Annotated in this window: 18 protein-coding genes and 1 pseudogene; 8 read left to right on the top strand and 11 right to left on the bottom strand. The window is 63.0% G+C overall.

What is annotated here, in order from left to right; all coding sequences use genetic code 11:
* Positions 1 to 29: 29 nt before the first annotated feature.
* On the bottom strand, positions 30 to 728 hold the full coding sequence (gene pyrF, locus ACW9H9_RS07735; RefSeq protein WP_176996468.1) for an orotidine-5'-phosphate decarboxylase: 699 nt from the start codon (positions 726 to 728) through the stop codon (positions 30 to 32).
* A gap of 291 nt (positions 729 to 1,019) precedes the next feature.
* Here pyrF and ACW9H9_RS07730 point away from each other — a divergent pair, with 291 nt between their 5' ends.
* Positions 1,020 to 1,784, top strand: a complete 765-nt coding sequence (locus ACW9H9_RS07730) for a response regulator (RefSeq protein WP_457342443.1) — start codon at positions 1,020 to 1,022, stop codon at positions 1,782 to 1,784.
* Positions 1,784 to 2,821: a sensor histidine kinase gene (locus ACW9H9_RS07725; RefSeq protein WP_457342444.1), complete on the top strand. Its 1,038-nt coding sequence runs from the start codon at positions 1,784 to 1,786 to the stop codon at positions 2,819 to 2,821. Before ACW9H9_RS07730 ends, ACW9H9_RS07725 begins: the two co-directional genes overlap by 1 nt.
* An 11-nt stretch (positions 2,822 to 2,832) precedes the next feature.
* Here the strand turns inward: ACW9H9_RS07725 and ACW9H9_RS07720 are convergent, their stop codons facing one another.
* The 8 genes and pseudogenes from ACW9H9_RS07720 to ACW9H9_RS07685 form a co-directional block, all read right to left on the bottom strand.
* Positions 2,833 to 3,897 (bottom strand): AI-2E family transporter, encoded by a 1,065-nt coding sequence (locus ACW9H9_RS07720; RefSeq protein WP_457342445.1) that lies wholly within the window; start codon positions 3,895 to 3,897, stop codon positions 2,833 to 2,835.
* 73 nt (positions 3,898 to 3,970) lie between these two features.
* Positions 3,971 to 4,789: a DUF4892 domain-containing protein gene (locus tag ACW9H9_RS07715; RefSeq protein WP_457342446.1), complete on the bottom strand. Its 819-nt coding sequence runs from the start codon at positions 4,787 to 4,789 to the stop codon at positions 3,971 to 3,973.
* Between the two features lie 102 nt (positions 4,790 to 4,891).
* A complete protein-coding gene (locus tag ACW9H9_RS07710) occupies positions 4,892 to 5,746 on the bottom strand; it encodes an alpha/beta hydrolase (RefSeq protein WP_457342447.1) in 855 nt (284 codons plus the stop codon).
* Positions 5,743 to 6,537: pseudogene (locus tag ACW9H9_RS07705) on the bottom strand (alpha/beta fold hydrolase). Before ACW9H9_RS07705 ends, ACW9H9_RS07710 begins: the two are co-directional and overlap by 4 nt.
* A 99-nt stretch (positions 6,538 to 6,636) precedes the next feature.
* Entirely contained in the window at positions 6,637 to 7,080 is a 444-nt protein-coding gene (locus ACW9H9_RS07700; RefSeq protein WP_457342448.1) for a hotdog fold thioesterase, read from the bottom strand.
* A gap of 60 nt (positions 7,081 to 7,140) precedes the next feature.
* Entirely contained in the window at positions 7,141 to 7,590 is a 450-nt protein-coding gene (gene sixA, locus ACW9H9_RS07695) for a phosphohistidine phosphatase SixA (RefSeq protein ID WP_457342449.1), read from the bottom strand.
* Positions 7,587 to 7,934: a DUF4389 domain-containing protein gene (locus tag ACW9H9_RS07690; protein WP_457342450.1), complete on the bottom strand. Its 348-nt coding sequence runs from the start codon at positions 7,932 to 7,934 to the stop codon at positions 7,587 to 7,589. The genes sixA and ACW9H9_RS07690 overlap by 4 nt, the downstream gene beginning before the upstream one ends.
* A 10-nt stretch (positions 7,935 to 7,944) precedes the next feature.
* Entirely contained in the window at positions 7,945 to 8,970 is a 1,026-nt protein-coding gene (locus ACW9H9_RS07685; RefSeq protein ID WP_457342451.1) for an NAD(P)H-dependent glycerol-3-phosphate dehydrogenase, read from the bottom strand.
* 195 nt (positions 8,971 to 9,165) lie between these two features.
* Between ACW9H9_RS07685 and ACW9H9_RS07680 the strand changes: the two genes are divergently transcribed.
* The 5 genes from ACW9H9_RS07680 (at position 9,166) to fabB (ending at position 16,114) form a co-directional block, all read left to right on the top strand.
* Positions 9,166 to 11,286 (top strand): TonB-dependent receptor plug domain-containing protein, encoded by a 2,121-nt coding sequence (locus tag ACW9H9_RS07680; RefSeq protein ID WP_457342452.1) that lies wholly within the window; start codon positions 9,166 to 9,168, stop codon positions 11,284 to 11,286.
* Position 11,287: 1 nt separating this feature from the next.
* Complete coding sequence (locus ACW9H9_RS07675) at positions 11,288 to 12,220, top strand: ABC transporter substrate-binding protein (protein WP_457342453.1); 933 nt, start codon at positions 11,288 to 11,290, stop codon at positions 12,218 to 12,220.
* Positions 12,217 to 14,118: an ATP-binding protein gene (locus tag ACW9H9_RS07670; RefSeq protein WP_457342454.1), complete on the top strand. Its 1,902-nt coding sequence runs from the start codon at positions 12,217 to 12,219 to the stop codon at positions 14,116 to 14,118. Before ACW9H9_RS07675 ends, ACW9H9_RS07670 begins: the two co-directional genes overlap by 4 nt.
* Before the next feature lie 248 nt (positions 14,119 to 14,366).
* Positions 14,367 to 14,882 (top strand): 3-hydroxyacyl-[acyl-carrier-protein] dehydratase FabA, encoded by a 516-nt coding sequence (gene fabA / locus ACW9H9_RS07665; protein WP_003210552.1) that lies wholly within the window; start codon positions 14,367 to 14,369, stop codon positions 14,880 to 14,882.
* Positions 14,883 to 14,893: 11 nt separating this feature from the next.
* On the top strand, positions 14,894 to 16,114 hold the full coding sequence (fabB, locus tag ACW9H9_RS07660) for a beta-ketoacyl-ACP synthase I (RefSeq protein WP_457342455.1): 1,221 nt from the start codon (positions 14,894 to 14,896) through the stop codon (positions 16,112 to 16,114).
* Positions 16,115 to 16,174: 60 nt separating this feature from the next.
* Here the strand turns inward: fabB and ACW9H9_RS07655 are convergent, their stop codons facing one another.
* Positions 16,175 to 17,158, bottom strand: a complete 984-nt coding sequence (locus ACW9H9_RS07655; protein WP_457342576.1) for an amidohydrolase family protein — start codon at positions 17,156 to 17,158, stop codon at positions 16,175 to 16,177.
* A gap of 252 nt (positions 17,159 to 17,410) precedes the next feature.
* Here ACW9H9_RS07655 and ACW9H9_RS07650 point away from each other — a divergent pair, with 252 nt between their 5' ends.
* On the top strand, positions 17,411 to 18,271 hold the full coding sequence (locus tag ACW9H9_RS07650; protein ID WP_457342456.1) for a pirin family protein: 861 nt from the start codon (positions 17,411 to 17,413) through the stop codon (positions 18,269 to 18,271).
* Positions 18,272 to 18,328: 57 nt separating this feature from the next.
* On the opposite strand, the gene ACW9H9_RS07645 is transcribed toward ACW9H9_RS07650, so the two are convergent.
* Positions 18,329 to 19,057, bottom strand: a complete 729-nt coding sequence (locus tag ACW9H9_RS07645; RefSeq protein ID WP_457342457.1) for a dienelactone hydrolase family protein — start codon at positions 19,055 to 19,057, stop codon at positions 18,329 to 18,331.
* Positions 19,058 to 19,113: the final 56 nt, after the last annotated feature.

The raw sequence follows: 19,113 nt of genomic DNA, 5'->3' as shown, positions 1-19,113 counted from the left end.
TACGCGCCCACGGTTTAGCGCGGTGACAGTCAGGCGATTTCGGCGACCACTGCCGCCAGCGCCTTGGCCGGGTCGGCCGCCTGGCTGATCGGACGGCCGATGACCAGGTAATCGGAACCGGCGTCCAGTGCCTGGCGCGGGGTGAGGATGCGTCGCTGGTCGTCCTGGGCGCTGCCCGCCGGGCGAATCCCCGGGGTCACCAGTTGCAGCGACGGGTGCGCGGTTTTCAAGGCCTGGGCTTCCAGTGCCGAGCACACCAGGCCGTCCAGGCCGGCTTTTTGCGCCAGGGCCGCCAGGCGCAGCACTTGCTCCTGGGGCTCGATGTCCAGGCCAATACCGGCCAGGTCTTCACGCTCCATGCTGGTGAGCACGGTCACACCGATCAGCAAAGGCTTGGGGCCGCTGCGCTGTTCCAGCACTTCGCGGCAGGCACTCATCATGCGCAGGCCGCCGGAGCAGTGGACGTTGACCATCCACACGCCCATCTCGGCCGCCGCCTTCACCGCCATGGCGGTGGTGTTGGGAATGTCGTGGAATTTAAGGTCCAGGAACACTTCAAAACCCTTGTCACGCAGGGTGCCGACGATTTCTGCGGCGCAACTGGTGAAGAGTTCCTTGCCCACCTTGACCCGGCAGAGCGTGGGGTCCAACTGGTCGGCCAGCTTCAGTGCGGCGTCACGGGTGGGGTAATCCAGGGCGACGATGATAGGAGTCTGGCAGACGGACATTGGAATGGGCTCTCAGGCAAGTCGAAATCGGCGCGGATTGTAGCGCAAGCTGCGCCGTTGCGGGATCCGATGATCGGTAAATAGCAGCATAAGGCTCTGCTGCGGGCTTTTGCGCTTGTGTACCAGACTCGATACATTCACGACATGCCTGCAACACCCCCAAAGCTTAGCCTTGCGCGGGTGTAGGACACGCCGGCACTTTCAGCCCGCACGCCAGGCGCCTATGCTCAACGAGACAACTTTGCTGCGGCCCCCCAGGCGCTGCGGCCTACCCAGGCAGATGATCGCACTATGCAAACCTCCTCCCCTGCGCTCAATGACGATCAAAAAAGCATGACTTGCGGCGACGACAAACGCTGGAACACCCGCGCGCTGATCGTCGATGACGACGTGCCGATCCGTGAACTGCTGATCGATTACCTGGCGCGCTTTGGCATCCTTGCCAGCGGCGTGACCGATGGCGCGGGCATGCGCCAGGCCATGCAGGCCGAAACCTTCGACGTGGTGGTGCTCGACCTGATGCTGCCGGGCGAAGACGGCCTGTCGCTGTGCCGCTGGCTGCGGGCCGAATCGGAGATCCCGATCCTGATGCTGACCGCCCGTTGCGAGCCCACCGACCGCATCATCGGCCTGGAACTGGGCGCCGACGACTACATGGCCAAGCCATTTGAGCCACGGGAACTGGTGGCGCGCATCCAGACCATCCTGCGTCGGGTGCGCGACGACCGCACCGAACAACGCGCCAATATCCGCTTCGACAACTGGCGCCTCAACAGCGTGCTGCGCCAACTGGTGGCCGACGATGGCCTGGTGGTGCCGCTGTCCAACGCCGAGTTTCGCCTGTTGTGGGTGTTTATCGAGCGCCCGCGCCGGGTGCTGAGCCGCGAGCAATTGCTGGACGCCGCCCGTGGCCGGTCCATCGAGGCGTTTGATCGCAGCATCGATCTGCTGGTGTCGCGCCTGCGGCAAAAACTGGGGGATGACCCCAAGGCGCCGCAGTTGATCAAGACCGTGCGCGGCGAAGGCTACCTGTTCGACGCCAAGGACATCGGTTGATGCGCAACGTCTTCAACACGTTGTTCGGACGCCTGTTCGGCGTGTTGCTGGTGGCGATTGTGCTGGCCCATGTATTGGCGATCTTCTGGTTCCACTATTACGGCCCGCCACCGCCGCCGCCCCGGGAAGCCTTTGTCGAGCAAGCTGACGGCAGCCTGACACCGCTGCACAAAAAGCACCCGCGCCCCCGATTTGGTGGCCCGTTGGTGCCCCTGACGTTTCAGTTTATTTCCCTGATCATCGCGGCGTGGTACGGCGCCAAGCTGCTCAGCCGGCCGATCCAACGCCTGAGCGCCGCCGCCGAGCGCCTGAGTGTCGACCTGGACAGCCCGCCGCTCAATGAGTCCGGGCCACGGGAAGCGCGCCAGGCCGCCTCGACGTTCAACATCATGCAAAAACGCATCCGCGAGCAGGTGACCCAACGTGCGCGCATGCTGGGGGCCGTCTCCCATGACTTGCGCACGCCGTTGTCGCGCCTCAAGTTGCGCCTGGAACAGATCGAAGACACCAAGCTGCAAGGCCAGATGCGCCAGGACCTGGACGACATGATCGGCATGCTCGACGCCACCCTGAGCTACCTGCACGAACAACGCACCAGCGAAACCCGGCACTGGCTGGACGTGCAGGCGCTGGTGGAGTCGTTGAGCGAGAACGCCCAGGACCGTGGCTCCGACGTGCAGTGCAGTGGCAATTGCGCGCCGCTGCAAGTGCAGCCGATGGCCCTGCGCTCGTGCCTGAACAACCTGATCGACAATGCCTTGCGCTACGCGGGCACCGCCACCATCGAGTTGCAGGACAGCCCGCAAGCCCTGACCGTGCGGGTGATCGACCACGGGCCGGGGATTGCGGCAGATAAGCGCGAGGCGGTGTTTGAACCGTTTTATCGGCTGGAAGGCTCACGCAACCGCAACTCGGGCGGCGTGGGCCTGGGCATGACCATTTCCCGGGAAGCGGTGGAGCGCCTGGGCGGCAAGCTGAGCCTGGAAGAAACGCCGGGGGGCGGCCTGACTGCGGTGCTGTGGCTGCCCCGGGCGTAATGGCTGGCGCGTCAGTTACCGGGGCGATCTTCGCTCCGGTTCTGCGCTTGGCTGGTACTCCAGTCCATCAGCAGGCTGTAGGCCACCGCCAGTAAGGTCGGCCCGATAAACAAGCCGATGAAACCAAAGGCAATCAGCCCGCCGAACACTCCCAGCAGCACGATCACTAACGGCAGGTTGCCGCCACGGCTGATCAGGTACGGCTTGAGCACGTTGTCCACGCCGCTGATGATGAACGTGCCCCATACCCCCAGAAATACCGCGTAGGTGTAGTCGCCCTTCCAGGCCATCCACGCCGTGGCCGGGATCCACACCAGCGGCGGCCCCATGGGGATCAGGCTGAGCAAAAAGGTGGCGATGCCCAGCACCAGCGCGCCCGGCACACCGGCAATCAGAAAGCCGATCAGCGCCAGCAATGCCTGGGCCGCCGCCGTACCGATCACACCATTGACCACCCGCTGCACGGTGCCCGCCACCAGTTCCAGGTAATAACCGGCGCGCTGGCCGATCAGGCGCTCCAGTAGACGGTGCACGAACATGGCCAGGCGCGGGCCGTCCCGGTAGAAAAAGAACACAAACACCAGGCTCAGGGTCAACTCCAGGATCCCGCCGCCGATCTGTGCGCTGCGCGCCAGCAGCCAGTTCCCCACCTGCCCCAGGTAGGGCTTGAGGCTGACCATCAGCGCCGCGCCTTGTTGGTCGATGCTGTCCCACATCGCCACCAGGCGGTCGCCGACAAACGGAATCGCCGCCAGCCAGGTCGGCGCTGCGGGCAGGCCGTCGACCTGGATGTCCTTGATCAAGCCCACGGCATCGCGCACGTGATCGGCCAGGTTGAACCCCACCCACACCAGCGGCACCGCCACCAACAAGATCCAGCCCAGGGTCAAAATGCCCGCCGCCAGGGATTCGCGCCCGCCCAGCGCACGGGTGAGCAGGCGCATCAATGGCCAACTGGCAAACGCCAGTACCGCCCCCCAGAACAGCGCCGACCAGAACGGTGCCATCACCCAGAAGCTGGCGCCAAACAGCACCAGGAGCAGGATCTGCACCAGCAGGCGATCGTTATTGAGCATGTAGGTTCTCGAAAAGACGTCGGTAGAGGAAGAGGTTAGGCGAACGGCGCGGGTCCGTTCGCCCTTGCGGCGCTCAGCGTATCAGATGCAGGTGCAGGCCCTTGGCCTGATCGGTGCCGGTTTCCATGCGCGCGGCCCGCACGCCTTGGTCAATCAGGCCCTGGCGCCAGGCTTCGGCGCTGGGGCCGGTGAGGCTGACCCGCAAGGTGGCGTCCAGGTTCAGCCCACGGGAAATCAACGTCAGCCAGGTGGCATCGGGCGCGCCGCTCAGTGCCGGCAAATCCAGCTCGCCGGTGCTTTTAAGCTCGCGCAACAGCGTGTTTGACGTGGGCAACAAGTCGCCCAAGGGCGCGCTCGCCTCCATGTGTTCCACGTGCAGGTAGGCGCGGCGGTTGCCCCGGGTAATGCCGTACAGCGCGATCAGGTCGTTGTCCTGCGGGGCCGCACGGCGCAGCAGCAAAAATTCCTGCTGGCCGTCGGCGCCCACCAGTTTTGCGTTGCCCAGCACTTCGTTGGCCCACAGGCTGCTTTCTCCGCAGTCGCGGGCCTGGCACCAGAACAGCAACTGCGCGCCCTGGGCCTGCAACGCTTCGCGGGTGGCGGTGAACGCGGCACTGGAGGGGTGTTCGGCAGGCAGTTCGTAGGTAATGGCGGTGACGTTGCCGCGTGCGGTGGCCTGGCCTTCGTAGCGCAATTGGCCGCTGATCTTGCGGATCGCGCCCATGGGGTAAATGCGCTCACGCTCTTCGGGTGCGCGGTAGTCGACAATTTGCGCGTCGACCGGGCGGGCCACGCCCGGCAGGTCCTGGCTGCCCGGCACATCGGCGGCGAATACGAGCGGGCTGAAACAGCAGAGCCCCAGAATACGGATACATCCCTTTGGCAGGCTCATCGGATCGGCAAACCCCGGCCAGGGCGGGTTGCAGCGGTGTCGAGATTGTTCATGATTGGCTCCTTTTGGATCCGCCCAGCCTCGGCAGTTGCCTGGTTCAAGTCAAGGCGCGGAGAAGAACCGATTGAAACAGTCTGCAACAAGAACCGCGCCCGCCTCATCATTCACGTGTAAATGATGGCCACCGGGCAGGCAGTCGACCTTGAACGTCAGCCGGGAAAGCAATTCGGAATGTTTCGCCAGCATGCCGTCCTCGGCGACCACCAGTTGCGTCGGGCACGACACGCGCTGGACGAAAGCCATGGCCTGTTCTTCTGTAAGACGCATCGGCGAAGCCAGGGTCAGGCGGCTGTCACTGCGCCAGGTATAACCGCCCGGCACCGGCATCAACCCGCGCTGGGCCAGCAATTGCGCGGCTTCACGGCTGACCGCCACCACGCCTTTCATGCGGGCTTCCACCGCGTGCTCAAGCGTGTCGTACACCGGCTTGCGCTTGTCTTGCAGCCTCAACTGGGCCTGCAACGCCATGCCCAGGCGCTCGGCGGCGTTCTCGCCGGTGGCCGTCGGCGGGATCACACCGTCGATCAATCCCAGGTGCGTGACCCGCTCGGGCAAGGCGCCCGCCAGCACTACCGAAACGATCGCGCCGAGGGAGTGACCAAGTAATGCAAAACGTTTCCAGCCGAGCTGTTCGGCCACTTGCAGCACATCGTGGACGTAATCCCACAGCGCATAACCGGCCCCGGCCGGCCGATGGGCCGAGTGACCGTGACCGGCCATGTCCAGCGCGATGATGCGCAAGCCTTCAAGCTTGGGCGCCAAACGGGCGAAGCTGTTGGCGTTGTCCAACCAGCCATGCAGGGCGATCACGGGCAGGCCGTTTTCCGGTCCGAACAGGTGGGCCGCCAACTCGATGTGGGGCAGGCTCAGGCGCACTTCTTCTACCGGTGTGTTCATGCGCAACGGGCTTCCCAACGAGCGAAGAGGTTTTTGATCAAGCGGGCGGTGTCTTGCGGGCGTTCAAGCGGAAACATATGGCCGCCGGGCATGCTCAGCATTTCGCCGTGGGGCAGGCGCCCTACCCCGCTGGTGTGATGACGCATCACCACCCGGCTCTGCTGGCCACGCACCACCGCCAACGGCACTTACAACTGGCGGACCTGGCCGGGGCTGGTGTGGGGCACGCCCCGGTAAATGCTGATTTCGGTGGCCGGGTCAAAACGCAGGCGCAGGCGGTCGCCCTTGGGTTGCAAGCCATGTTGCAGGTAGGCGTCGAAGCAATCGGGATCAAAACCGCGAAAAAGGGTCTTGCCGGCAAAATACTGGCGCGCCGCCGCAAGGTCGGCGAATTCCTCGCGACGCCCCAGGGTGCGCCCTGCCGGGGTCAGGCGGTCGATAAAGCCAAAGCGCTTGGCGGCACGGATCACCCAGCGGTCGGCACGGGTGAACACCGGGGAGTCGAGCATCACCACCCCACGGTACAACCGCGGGCAGCGCATGGCCGCGTGCAAATGCAGCACACCGCCCAGCGAATGGCCCACGCCCCACACGGGTTCGGGCTGTTGCTGGAGGTGATGGATCAGTTCGTCCACCAGGTTCTGCCAGTTGTCATCCACCGGAAACCTGGGGTCGTGGCCGTGTTGTGGCAAGTGCGCGACGGCGTATTCGGGGGCCAGGGCGGCGAACAATTTGCCGTAGGTCGCCGACGGAAACCCATTGGCGTGAGCGAAAAAAACGTGCTGCGGCATACCTGGCCCTATCACTGTAAACAGAGCGTTGATTCTCGCCAGCCCCGGCAACCACGGCAACGACCGTAACTGCCAGGACAGAGGACACTCACGCCATCCCTAGCGGGCCGGCGGTTGTTCGCCCAGTGGCACCACGGCGATGGTCAGGCGCGATACACAGCTGGCCTTGCCTTCGTCGCTGGTCAGGCGGATGTCCCACACATGGGTGGTGCGCCCGACGTGAATCGGCGTGGCCACTGCGGTTACGCGCCCGCTGCGCAAGCCACGCAGGTGGTTGGCGTTGATTTCCAGGCCCACGCAATAGAACTTGCTGACGTCGATGCACAGGTAGCTGGCCATCGAGCCCACGGTTTCCGCCAGCACCACCGAAGCGCCGCCATGCAGCAGGCCGTAGGGTTGATGGGTGCGGTGGTCGATCACCATGCTGGCGGTCAGGGACTGCTCATCGAAACTATCGAAGCGAATGTCCAGCACTTCACCGATAGTGTTCTTCTGCAGGGCGTTGAGTTGCTCAAGATTGGGTTGGGTGCGCCACAGGCTCATGCATCTGTCCTTGTTTGTTGTATGAGGCAGTCAATATCACACACAACGTAGAAATTATTCCTAAGGATTTTTTACGCCCACCAGGCTCATCAACCCCGCCAACGGGAAGTCGCCGTCCAGCTCGGCGAGGCTGGCGGTGCTCATGGGCTGCGGCTGGCGCAGGTGGCCGTGCTGCAACAGGCTGATCAGGCTGCCCACCAAGGGCTGATGGCTGACCAGCAAGATGCTGTCGGCCGTGTCGAGTTGATCCAGTACATGCAGCGGGTTGCTGTCGGGGGTCAGCCAGGGCACCGTGCGAATCGGCGGGGCAAAACCCAGCGCGTCACGCACCAGGTGCGCCGTTTGCTGGGCCCGCACATACGGGCTGGCGATGATCGCGTGCAGCGGCTGCCCGATCAGGCGGGCCGCGCTGCGCAGCACCTCTTCACGGCCATGGGCGGTGAGGTTGCGCTCGGCGTCGGTGCGGGCATGCCCTTCGGCTTCGCCGTGTCGTAGCACCCACAGGGTCATAGCTTGGGCTCCTCGTCCCGCGCCGGGTGCGGTGCGGGCGGCACGCTGTGGGCAGCTTCGCCTTCCGGGGCGCGGGGGGCGGGCCAGTCGGCGAACGGCCAGGGTTTTTGCTCGGTGTGGAAGCTGCCGAAACGGCCAATCTGCGCCAGGAATTGGCTGAGGCTGTCACCAACGTTCATCAGGCCCAGGTTCGGCGCGCCGTACACCAGGCGGTATACCAGTTGCACCAGCACCAGCGCGCCCAACAGAAACTGTGCCACTTGCCACACCAGTGCGAACACCAGCATCCACAGCACCCGCAGGACTATGGACTCGTATTTGGGGGCTGTTTTCGGATCGTTCATCCCGTGTTCCTCAATTGAAACCACTGGTGGAAATAAAATCGACGTCGGTCTTGGGCTCGGCACGCATCAGCAGCTCGATGACCTGGTTCAGTGTGCGCCCTTCAAACAGGATCGCATGCAAACCGGCCACCAGCGGCATGTACACCCCCACTTCCTGGGCCTTGGCCTTGAGCACTTTAAGCGTGTTGACCCCCTCCGCCACCTCGCCCAGGCGCGCCACCGCGTCTTCCAGGCTCAACCCCTGGCCCAGCGCGAAGCCCACCTGGTAATTGCGGCTCTTGGGCGAGGAACAGGTGACGATCAGGTCACCCACCCCGGCCAGGCCGAGAAAGGTCATGGGGTTGGCGCCCTGGTTCACCGCAAAACGGGTCATCTCGGCCAGGGCGCGGGTGATCAGCATGCTCTTGGTGTTTTCCCCCATGCCCAGGGCCACCGCCATGCCGGCGATGATCGCGTAAACGTTTTTAAGCGCCCCGCCCAGCTCGACGCCAAACCGGTCGGCGCTGGCATACACGCGAAACGTGCGGCCATGCAGCACGGCCTGAACGAGCTCACACAGGGCCTCGTCTTCACTGGCTACCACGGTGGCGGTCAACGCATGCTCGGCCACTTCGCGCGCAAGGTTGGGGCCCGACAGCACGCCGATCCGCGCCTTGGGCGCGATGTCTTGAAGGATCTCGCTCATCAGCTTGAAGGTGTGGGCTTCGATGCCCTTGGTCAGGCTGACCAGACACTTGCCCGCCAGTTGTTCGGCGTGCGGCGCCAGTACCGTGCGCAGGGCGCTGGATGGCAGGGCGACGAAGCACAGGTCGCACGCCTGCAAGGTGGCCAGCAGGTCGGTGACCGGCTCCACCGCTGGCAGGATCTTGATGCCTTTGAGGTAACGGGGGTTTTCCCGGTTGACCCGGATGGCCTCGGCCTGCTCGGGGTCACGCATCCATTGACGCACCTGATGGCCGTTCTCGGCCAACAGGTTTGCCACGGCGGTACCAAAACTTCCGCCTCCCAGGACCGCAATAGGGCGCTGTTCAGTCATATGCAATCCGTTCATCCATAGCAGTGGCGATGGCCGCATTATACGGAGCGACCCGCCTGCGGCCAGCCCCCGCGCAAATTCCGCGCTTTGTCGGAAAATGCCACGTTTATGTGACGTAAATCCCGGCACAGCGAATGGCAAAAGGCCCCGCCTCAGTTAACATGGGCGGCTATCCGCAATTATCAAGGCCGTGCCGTGTATTTGGGCCCTCCTCCCCGCTCATCCCTTTTTCTGGCGTTGCTGTGCAGTGGCCCGTTGCTGGCCGACGACTTGTTCCTCGACAGCCAGCCGCTGCCGCAGGTGCTCACCGCCACCCGGCTCAAGCAGTCGCCTGCCGCCGTGCCCGGCAGCATGACGGTGATCGACAGCGAACTGATCAAGGCCAGCGGTGCCCGGGATATTCCCGAGCTGCTGCGCCTGGTGCCCGGGATGATGGTCGGCTACACCACCGGCAACCAGGCCTCTATCAACTACCACGGCACCCAGGCCGGCAACGCGCGACGCATGCAAGTGCTGATCGACGGGCGCTCGGTGTACCGCGCAGGCCTGGCCACGGTGGACTGGAGCGACATCCCGGTGGCGCTCGAAGACATCGACCGCATCGAAGTTTTTCGTGGCCCCAACACGGTCAGCTACGGCGCCAACGCCCTGATGGCGGTGGTCAACATCCTCACCCGCTCGCCAGCCAATAGCCAGGGCACCCGGGTGAAGATTACCCAGGGTGGGCGCGGGATCAACGACTGGTATGCCAGCCAGGGCATGGGCTGGGAAACCGGCGATTTGCGCCTGTCGATGTCCGGCCAGCAGGATGACGGTTTTGACAAAAACGCCGCCGGCGGCGACTACCGCGACAGTCGGCGCTTGAACCGCTTCAGTTTGTCGGTGAGCCAGACCCTGAATCAGCAGCAAAGCATTGACTGGCAGGTGAGCGCCAAGGAAGGGACAAACCAGCGGCCCTACACCTACAAGCCGGTATTTGCAGGGATTACCGACGGTGGCGACAATTCCGACGTCTCTGCCAAGGACTATGCCGGCTCGCTGCGTTGGAACATCGAGTTCAACCCCGATCACAGCCTGTACATTCAAGGCTCTGCCCAGCAATGGGACCGTCGCCAGATCTGGAAGGCCTGCGACGCCAAAGTCTCGTTCAGCCCCGAGCTGACCCGGCTCTGGCAGCTCAACCCCAACTATGCCGAGCAACTGGCGCGGCACATGGACACCTACAGCCAAGGCAGCGCGCCACCCGGCAGTGCGGCCGAACAGGACTTGGGCAACCAGGTGCTGGACCAGTGGCGCAACGGCGCCAGCCAAAGTGTGTGCGGCGACATTAACCAAAGCACCCGCGAAAGCCGCTACGACCTGGAACTGCAAGACACCTTGAGCCTGTCCGACAGCCTGCGCATGGTCACCGGCATGAATTACCGCTACGACCGCGCCGACTCCGACACCTACTTCAACGGCACCCTGGACGACAATACCTGGCGCCTGTTCGGCCAACTGGAGTGGCGCGCCAGCGAACACTGGCTGCTGCAAGGCGGCGCCATGTATGAAGACACCCACCTGAGCGGCAACTCGCTGACGCCCCGGGTGGCGGTCAACTACCTGATCAACCCGCGCCACGGCCTGCGGGCGGTGTATTCGGAGGCTATCCGCTCTCCGGACATGTTCGAGAACAACGTCAACTGGAGCTACCGCGTCACCAACCTGAGTTCCCCGGCCTATGGCCAGAACTCCGGCCAATACTTTGTGGTGACCCGCGGCCCGGGCAACCTCGACAAAGAGCTGATGCGCTCGCGGGAGCTGGGCTACAACGGCTTTTTTGCCGACTTCGGGCTGAGCGTGGACGTCAAATTGTTCTATGACGAAATCACCAAGATGATCAGCGAGCCGCTGCGCAACAACCAGTACATCGCCAGTAACGCCAACAGCTCGCGGTTTACCGGCACCGAAACCCAGCTGGACTGGCGCATGAGCGACGCCGACCGCGTGCGGCTCACCTATGCTTACGTGGATGCCAGCGCCACCAACCCGCTGGACCGCGCCCAAACCTCGCGCAACAGTGGCTCGGCCGGGTGGATGCGCGAATGGGGCCAGGGCTGGTCCAGCGCGGTGTTCTACTATGGCGACGACGCCCTCAACCAATATCGCTTCGAGCGGGTCGACCTGCGGGTGGCCAAGCGTATCCACTTGGGCAAAGCCAACCTGGAGCTGGCCGGCATGCTGCAACAACGCCTCGACCACCAGCCCACCACCTGGCCCGACAACAACTATGACCAGCGCCACGTCCTCTACTTCAGTGCGGAGTTAGAGTTCTAGCATGGACCGCCCTCAGTCACGGATGACCCTCCCCTTTGCCGCCCGGATCCGGCGGCGCTGCCTTTTGTTGGCACTGGCCCTGTGCAGCCTGCCGGTGCAGGCGGCTGATATTCTGCTGACCGCCGCCGAAGATGGCCCCGGCGTGCAGGCGTTCGCACAGGCCCTGAGCAAGCAGCGCCCCGACGACAGCGTGAAGTTCACGCCGCTGCAAGAACTCCCCACACCGGCGCACCTGCCTGCCACCACCCGCTTGATCCTGCTGGACTTGCCCGGCCTGGACTGGCGCCTGCAAGACGTCCAGGGCCCGCCGACCCTGGTCTTGCGCATCAGCCGCCTGCAAGCACGCCAGCGCCTGGGCGACACGGTGCCAGCAAAAATCAGCCTGCTGTGGAGCGACCCGCCACCCGACCGCCAACTGCGCCTGATCAGCAACATCCTGCCGCAGGCACGTCGCATTGGCGTGCTTTATGGCCTCGACAGCGAGTTCCTGCTCAGCGAGCTGCGTAAAGACGCCGCCCCCCTGGGCCTGGAGATCGTGTCACAGCGCTGGGACAACATTAATGACAGCCGCGCGCTGCAAACCCTGTTCAAGAACAGCGATGTGCTGCTGGGCCTGGACGATCCCCAGCTGTACAACCCCAAGACCGTGAAAAACCTGTTGCTCAGCAGCTACGCCCAACAGTTGCCGCTGGTGGGGCCCAACGCCGGGTTCGTGCGGGCCGGCAGCCTGGCCAGCACGTACAGCGACCAGACCGACTGGCTGAACGTACTCGACCGCCTGCTGGACCATTCACCGTCCACCTGGCCGCGCTCGCTGTACCCGCAACACTTCAAAGTCGCGGGCAACCCGCAAGTTGCACGCTCGCTGGGCATTGAGCAGGTCGACGAAACTACCGTCGCCGAACGCCTGGCCGAAGGAGAACAACGCCCATGATCTTTCGTCGCCGTTGGGACATCAACACCCGCACCCAGCTCATCACCCTGGGCCCGGCGCTGTTGCTGACACTGTTGTTGATCAGCTTCTTTACCTTCGTGCGCCTCCAGGACTTGCGCCAGGAGCTGGACCACACCGGCCAGTTGATCGCCAACCAACTGGCACCGGCCACCGAGTACGGCGTGATCTCAGGCAACAACGACGTGCTTGAAAGCCTGCTGCGCGCCACCCTGGCCACCCCGCACGTGCGCTTTCTGGAGATTCAGGACAGCACCGAAAATATCCTGGTGTATGTGGAGCAACCCTCGGACAAGCATGACCGTTCGCTGTCGGTCAAAGTGTTCCAGGCGCCGATCCGCTTGCAGCACATCCAGCTGGGCAATGACTTTTTCCAGGACAACATCACCGAACCCAAGGCGCCCCGCGCCGATTACCTGGGCCGGGTGATCGTCGGCATGTCCAATGACGCCTTCAGCCATCGTCAGCAAGAGATCCTGTTCAAGGCGGGGATTCTGGCGCTGTTCGCCCTGCTGTTTACCTTTTTGCTGGCGCGGCGCCTGTCGGCCAGCCTGTCGCAGCCCATCAGCGCCATGGGTAATGCGGTCAAGGCGATTCAACAAGGCGATTACAAGACACCGCTACCTATCGTCGATGACTCGGAGCTGGGCGACCTGTCGCGCCATATCAATAACCTGGCCGATGGCCTGCACCAGGCCAGCCGGGAACAGCAACAGGCCATGGCCCAGTTGATCCAGACCCGCGAAGAAGCCGAGCAGGCCAACAATGCCAAGTCCGACTTCCTGGCCATGATGAGCCATGAACTGCGCACCCCGATGAACGGCGTATTGGGCATGCTGCAGTTGCTGGAAACCACCGACATGACCGAGGAGCAGACCGAGTACGCGGCGCTGGCGTCCGAGTCCACCGAGCATTTGCTCAAGGTCATCAACGACATTCTCGATTTCTCACGTATCGAACGCTCGGCCCTGGAACTGGAGCACATTCCGTTTGACCTGGTGGAGTTGATCAACAACTGTGCCCAGGCGTTCCAGCACGCCGCCCAGCAACGGGAGCTGGCACTGACGCTGCTGCTGCCGCAAAGCGTGGGGGCCTTGCAGGTACAGGGCGATCCGACACGGATCCGGCAAATCCTGGTGAACCTGATCGGCAATGCCCTGAAGTTCACCGAACGTGGAGGCGTGACGATCGAGCCCCACTGGCAGACGCTGGACCATGAACTGCTGTGGTTCACCTGCACCGTGCGTGACAGCGGCATCGGTATTTCAAAGGAAAGCCTGGAACTGATGTTCAATGCGTTCCAGCAGGCCGACAGCTCCATTTCCAGGCGTTACGGCGGCACCGGGCTGGGCCTGCCGATCGCCCGCACCCTGGCCGAACGCATGGGCGGCACCCTGCGGGCGCAGAGCGAAGAAGGCGAAGGCTCGGTGTTTACCCTGGAAATCCCCCTGGCGATCTACCAGCACAGCTTGCCCGTGACCGCCCCGGACACCGACGGCAAGGCCGGCGCCGGCGAGGGACGCAATGTATTGCTGGTGGAAGACAACCCGGTTAACCGCACCGTGGTCGAGGCCATGCTGCGCAGCCTGGGGTTTGAGGTGAGTATCGCCACCGACGGCGCCGAAGCGATTCGCAGCGCCGAAAGCCTGATTTTTACCGTGATCCTGATGGACTGCCGCCTGCCGGGCATCGACGGCTACGAGGCCACGCGACAGATTCGCCAGTTGCCGGGCTGCGCCGACCTGCCGATTATCGCCCTGACCGCCAACGCCTTGCAGGGCGACCGCGAGGCCTGCCTGGCCGCCGGTATGAACGATTACCTGGCCAAGCCGTTTAAACGCACCGATTTACAGCAAATCCTACAGCGTTGGGTGCAGTAGATGGCGGTCATGAGGCACTTGCGACTGGCGTGAAAGACGAAATTACGGCAGTCTTAGGCACCCGAATGAGGCCGTAAAACGGCCCGGTTTAAAATTTCAGTGCACAAGTGTACATTGACGTCCTTGAACGCTGTGACTTTCACTACAACGCAATAGTCTATGTGTAGGCTGCCGATGTGAGGCATGAACGCTTCAGTCGGTCGGGAAGATTTGCCCTGCCCTGCCGCATGGATTATTGAGGAGCTCGCATGACCAAACAAAACGCCTTTACCCGGGAAGACCTGCTGCGCTGCAGTCGCGGTGAGCTGTTCGGCCCAGGTAACGCGCAACTGCCCGCCCCCAACATGCTGATGGTGGATCGCATCACCCATATCAGCGAAGAGGGCGGCAAGTACGGCAAAGGTGAATTGGTCGCCGAGCTGGATATCACGCCGGACCTGTGGTTCTTCGCCTGCCATTTTGAAGGTGACCCGGTGATGCCGGGCTGCCTGGGCCTTGATGCCATGTGGCAACTGGTCGGTTTTTATCTGGGCTGGCAAGGCCTGCCAGGCCGCGGCCGCGCCCTGGGTTCGGGCGAAGTGAAGTTCTTTGGCCAGGTGCTGCCTACCGCCAAGAAAGTCACCTACAACATTCAAATCAAGCGCGTCCTCAAGGGCAAGCTGAACCTGGCCATTGCCGATGGTTCGGTGACTGTCGACGGTCGCGAAATCTACACCGCCGAAGGCCTTCGGGTCGGCGTGTTCACTTCCACTGACAACTTTTAAGGGTTATCCGCATGCGCCGCGTCGTTATCACTGGTCTGGGCATCGTTTCGTGCCTGGGCAATGACAAAGAGACCGTCTCCGCTAACCTGCGTGCTAGCCGCCCCGGCATCCGCTTCAACCCGGAATATGCCGAAAAGGGCCTGCGTAGCCAGGTTGCCGGTTCCATCGACCTGAACCTTGAAGAACTGATCGACCGCAAGATCTATCGTTTCGTCGGTCACGCAGCCGCTTACGCCTACCTCGCGATGCAGGATGCCATCAAGGACTCGGGCCTCAGCGAAGACCAGGTGTCCAACGTACGCACCGGCCTGATCGCAGGCTCTGGTGGCGCGTCGACCCTCAACCAGATGGAAGCGCTGGACATCCTGCGCGAAAAAGGCGTGAAACGCGTGGGCCCCTACCGCGTCACGCGGACCATGGGCAGCACCGTTTCCGCCTGCCTGGCCACGCCATTCAAGATCAAGGGCGTGAACTACTCGATCTCGTCGGCGTGCGCCACCAGTGCTCACTGCATCGGCACCGCTGTCGAGCAGATCCAACTGGGCAAGCAAGACATCGTGTTTGCCGGTGGCGGTGAAGAAGAACACTGGAGCCAGTCGTTCCTGTTCGACGCCATGGGCGCGCTGTCGACCCAGTACAACGAAACCCCGGAAAAAGCCTCCCGTGCCTACGACGCCAAGCGTGACGGTTTCGTCATCGCCGGTGGTGGCGGCATGGTCGTGGTCGAGGAGCTGGAACACGCCCTGGCCCGTGGCGCGAAGATCTACGCGGAAATCGTCGGCTACGGCGCCACTTCCGATGGCTACGACATGGTTGCGCCAAGCGGTGAAGGCGCCATCCGCTGCATGCAGATGGCCATGGCGACCGTGGACACCCCGATCGACTACCTGAACACCCACGGCACCTCGACGCCCGTTGGCGACTCCAAGGAAATGGAAGGCGTGCGTGCGGTCTTTGGCGACAAGGCTCCGGCCATCAGCTCGACCAAGAGTCTGTCGGGCCACTCCCTGGGCGCCGCCGGTGTTCACGAAGCGATCTACTGCCTGCTGATGATGGAAGGCGGCTTCATGGCCGGCTCCGCCAACATCGAAGAACTGGATCCGGCAGTGGCCGACATGCCGATCCTGACCAAGACCCGTGAAAATGCAAAGATCGACACCGTCATGAGCAACAGCTTCGGCTTTGGTGGCACCAACGCCACCCTGGTACTGAAACGCTGGCAGGGTCAGTAAGACCCCGCGCTTGATGCCATGAAAACGCCCCGACTGGTTCGGGGCGTTTTTGTTGGCGGCCTAGTTGTCCGGTGCCTGCCGCGTGCCCTTGGGCAAGATCGCCAGGAAGTTATCCCGCGCGACCTTCCTGGCCACCGCTTCGGGCAATGCATCGAGGAAGGGATCAAAGCCGCGCATTTCCTTACCCAGCTTGCCGAATCGCCCGACCACATCCGACCCCAGCATGAAGCGCTCCGGGAAGCGCTCCACCAGAGCCACCCACTCCGAACGCGGCACGCCCGCTTCATCGAGCAAATAAGGCGTGAGCACGCTCCAGGACAGGTCGATGTAGAGGTTGGGGTAACGCTCAAGCATTCGGGTCAGCGTGGGCAGCAAAAACTCCATCTGCGTCTGGTGGCGGTGGATCTCAATGCTGGTGCCCGCATGCGCCCAGATAAACCGGGTGTGTGGATGATCACGCAGGGGCTCTTCCATCTCTGCCAGGTACAGCGGGTTTTTCTCACGTTTGGACGTGATGTTGGAATGCACCATGACCGGCAAATCGTTTTCGGCTGCCAGGTGATACACCCGGGTCATGGCTTCGCTATTGGCTCTGGGTGTGTCACCGGCGGTCAGGGCCGTCAGGTCGTCGTGCCGGGTAAAGACCTCACCGATGCCCTGCCACACCCCCGGGTTAAGGTCGAGCATGCGCTGTATATGGGCCACGGAGTTCTTGTCACCGGGGTTGAAGCCGCTCAGGAACGGGTGAAAGTGCTGGCGCTGTTCGGCCGTAAGCTTTTTTACCGCATCGGCGACGAAGATATCCGTGGCGCTGTACCAATAGACATCAGCATCATCGCCCGCGTAATAACGTGGGCGCTTGGGTTCATCTTCGTGCCACTTCTTGGCCACTGTGATACCAGAAATCATCGCGTGGTCGATACGGTTGTCGGCCATGGCCTGCAGTAACGCGTCCATACCCGCCGACTCCTGGAAAAAGTCGACATAGTGCAGGTGGGCATCGCTGTAGACATACTCCCGTGCCTGCGCGGCAAGGCTGGTCATGGTCAGAAACAGGGCAATATTCAGGCGAGCGCTGGGCACAGGTAACACCTCGACGAGAGTCAGTCAGCATAGACCGCAAACGGCCTACGTGGGTTCTGCCGCAAAAGACAAAGAACACGCGTGGGCACGCTGATGACCAGCGCTGAGGTCACGATTCAAACGCGGCTTTCAGAAGGTGCCCTCAACCAATCGGTCACTGCCCCTGCCAAGCGGGTTATGCTCAGGCCTTTCCCGCTTAGACAGGGATGCACCATGCCCCTCGTAATTCGCCCCCGCCCCGAAGACGTTGAAGGCCAGCCGATTCTGCGCCCGATCCCCTCACGGGATTGCCGTGCGGTGGGCCCGTTTGTGTTCTTCGACCACATGCTGCCAACCCGCTACGCACCGGGCAGCGGCATGAATATCCGCCAACATCCCCATATCGGCCTGTCCACCCTCACCTACCTGCTTGAAGGCGAAGTACTGCACAAGGACAGCCTGGGTTCCGAACAGGTCGTGCGGGCGGGCGATGTCAGTTGGATGACCGCAGGCGCGGCCATCGCCCATGTGGAACGCACACCCGACGCGCTCAAGGCCCACGGTTTCAGCCTGCACGGCCTGCAAGTGTGGCTGGCCTCCCCCAGGGCTCACGAACAAGGGCTGGGCCATTACAGTCATCACCCTGCCGCCAGCCTGCCGGTCAGTGACAGCCTGGGCGTGCAGATCCGCCTGATTGCCGGGAACGGCTTCTGCCTGGAATCACCGGTGCCGGTGTTGTCGCCCACGCTGTACGCCGAGGTGCAGATGCAGACGGCAACCACCCTGTTGATTCCTGACGAGCATGAGGAGCGCGCGGTGTATGTACTGGCGGGCGACGCGCAACTGGAGGGCGAACCGCTGGAACTGCACAGCCTGGTGGTGTTGCCAAAGGGTCAGAGCCTGTCGCTGTTCGCCGAGAGCGAATGCCACCTGGTGATACTCGGCGGCGCGGCGCTGGATGGGCCTCGCAGGGTCAACTGGAATTTCGTCGCCAGCGATGCGGCGCTGATCGAACAGGCGCGCCAGCGCTGGGCGGCCGGGGATTGGCCAACGGTGCCGGGCGAACAGGAGCGCATCGAGTTGCCCGTGCGTTAGCTGACACAGGCCTGCCCACATTCACGCGTGACGGCGGGCAGGCCTGTGCTGAACGCGTCAGCCTTTGAACACTTCGTCCAGCAGGTTGTGCATCGACTGGAACGCCCGCGCCGAGGTCTTGGCGTCGTACATCATTTTGCCTGGCACATTGGCGTGCGGGTCAGTGAACGAATGCACGGCGCCGCCGTAGCTGAGCAGTTGCCAGTCCACCTGGGCAGCGTTCATTTCGTCCTCAAACGCTGGCAGTTGCTCTTTGGCCACTAGCGGGTCAGAAGCGCCGTGCAGTACCAGCACAGACCCTTTAATGTTTTTGGCGTCGGCCGGGTTTGGCGTGTCGAGCGAGCCGTGGAACGAAACGGCGGCTTTCAATGGCGCACCGCTACGGGCCAGTTCCAGGGCGCAGCACCCGCCAAAGCAGAAGCCGAACGAGGCCAGCCTGGATGTATCCACCGCCGCGTCCGCCTGCCCTTGCAACTGCTCGAACGCCACTTGCATACGCTTGCGCAGCAGTGCCCGGTCATTTTTCAACGGCATCATCGCCGCCCCCGCCTCGTCACCATTGGCAGGGCGAACACCTTGCCCGTACAAGTCGGCCAGCAGCACCACGTAGCCCTTGGCGGCCACGCTTTTGGCGATCTGTTCAGCGCCCGCACTCACACCCATCCAGTTTGGCGCCATCAACAACCCAGGCAATGGCCCCTGATGAGCGGCGTCAAACACCAGACGGCTTTCATAAGGCTGGCCATCAAGCTGATAGACCACGGAACGTACTGTGACTTGGCTCATCATTCACTCCAGTTGAGTCGCACGAGAACAAAAAACCCCGCCGAAGCGGGGTTTTC

The sequence above is a fragment of the Pseudomonas sp. SDO5215_S409 genome, assembly GCF_054071325.1.
This window is presented reverse-complemented; position numbering and strand designations above follow the sequence as displayed.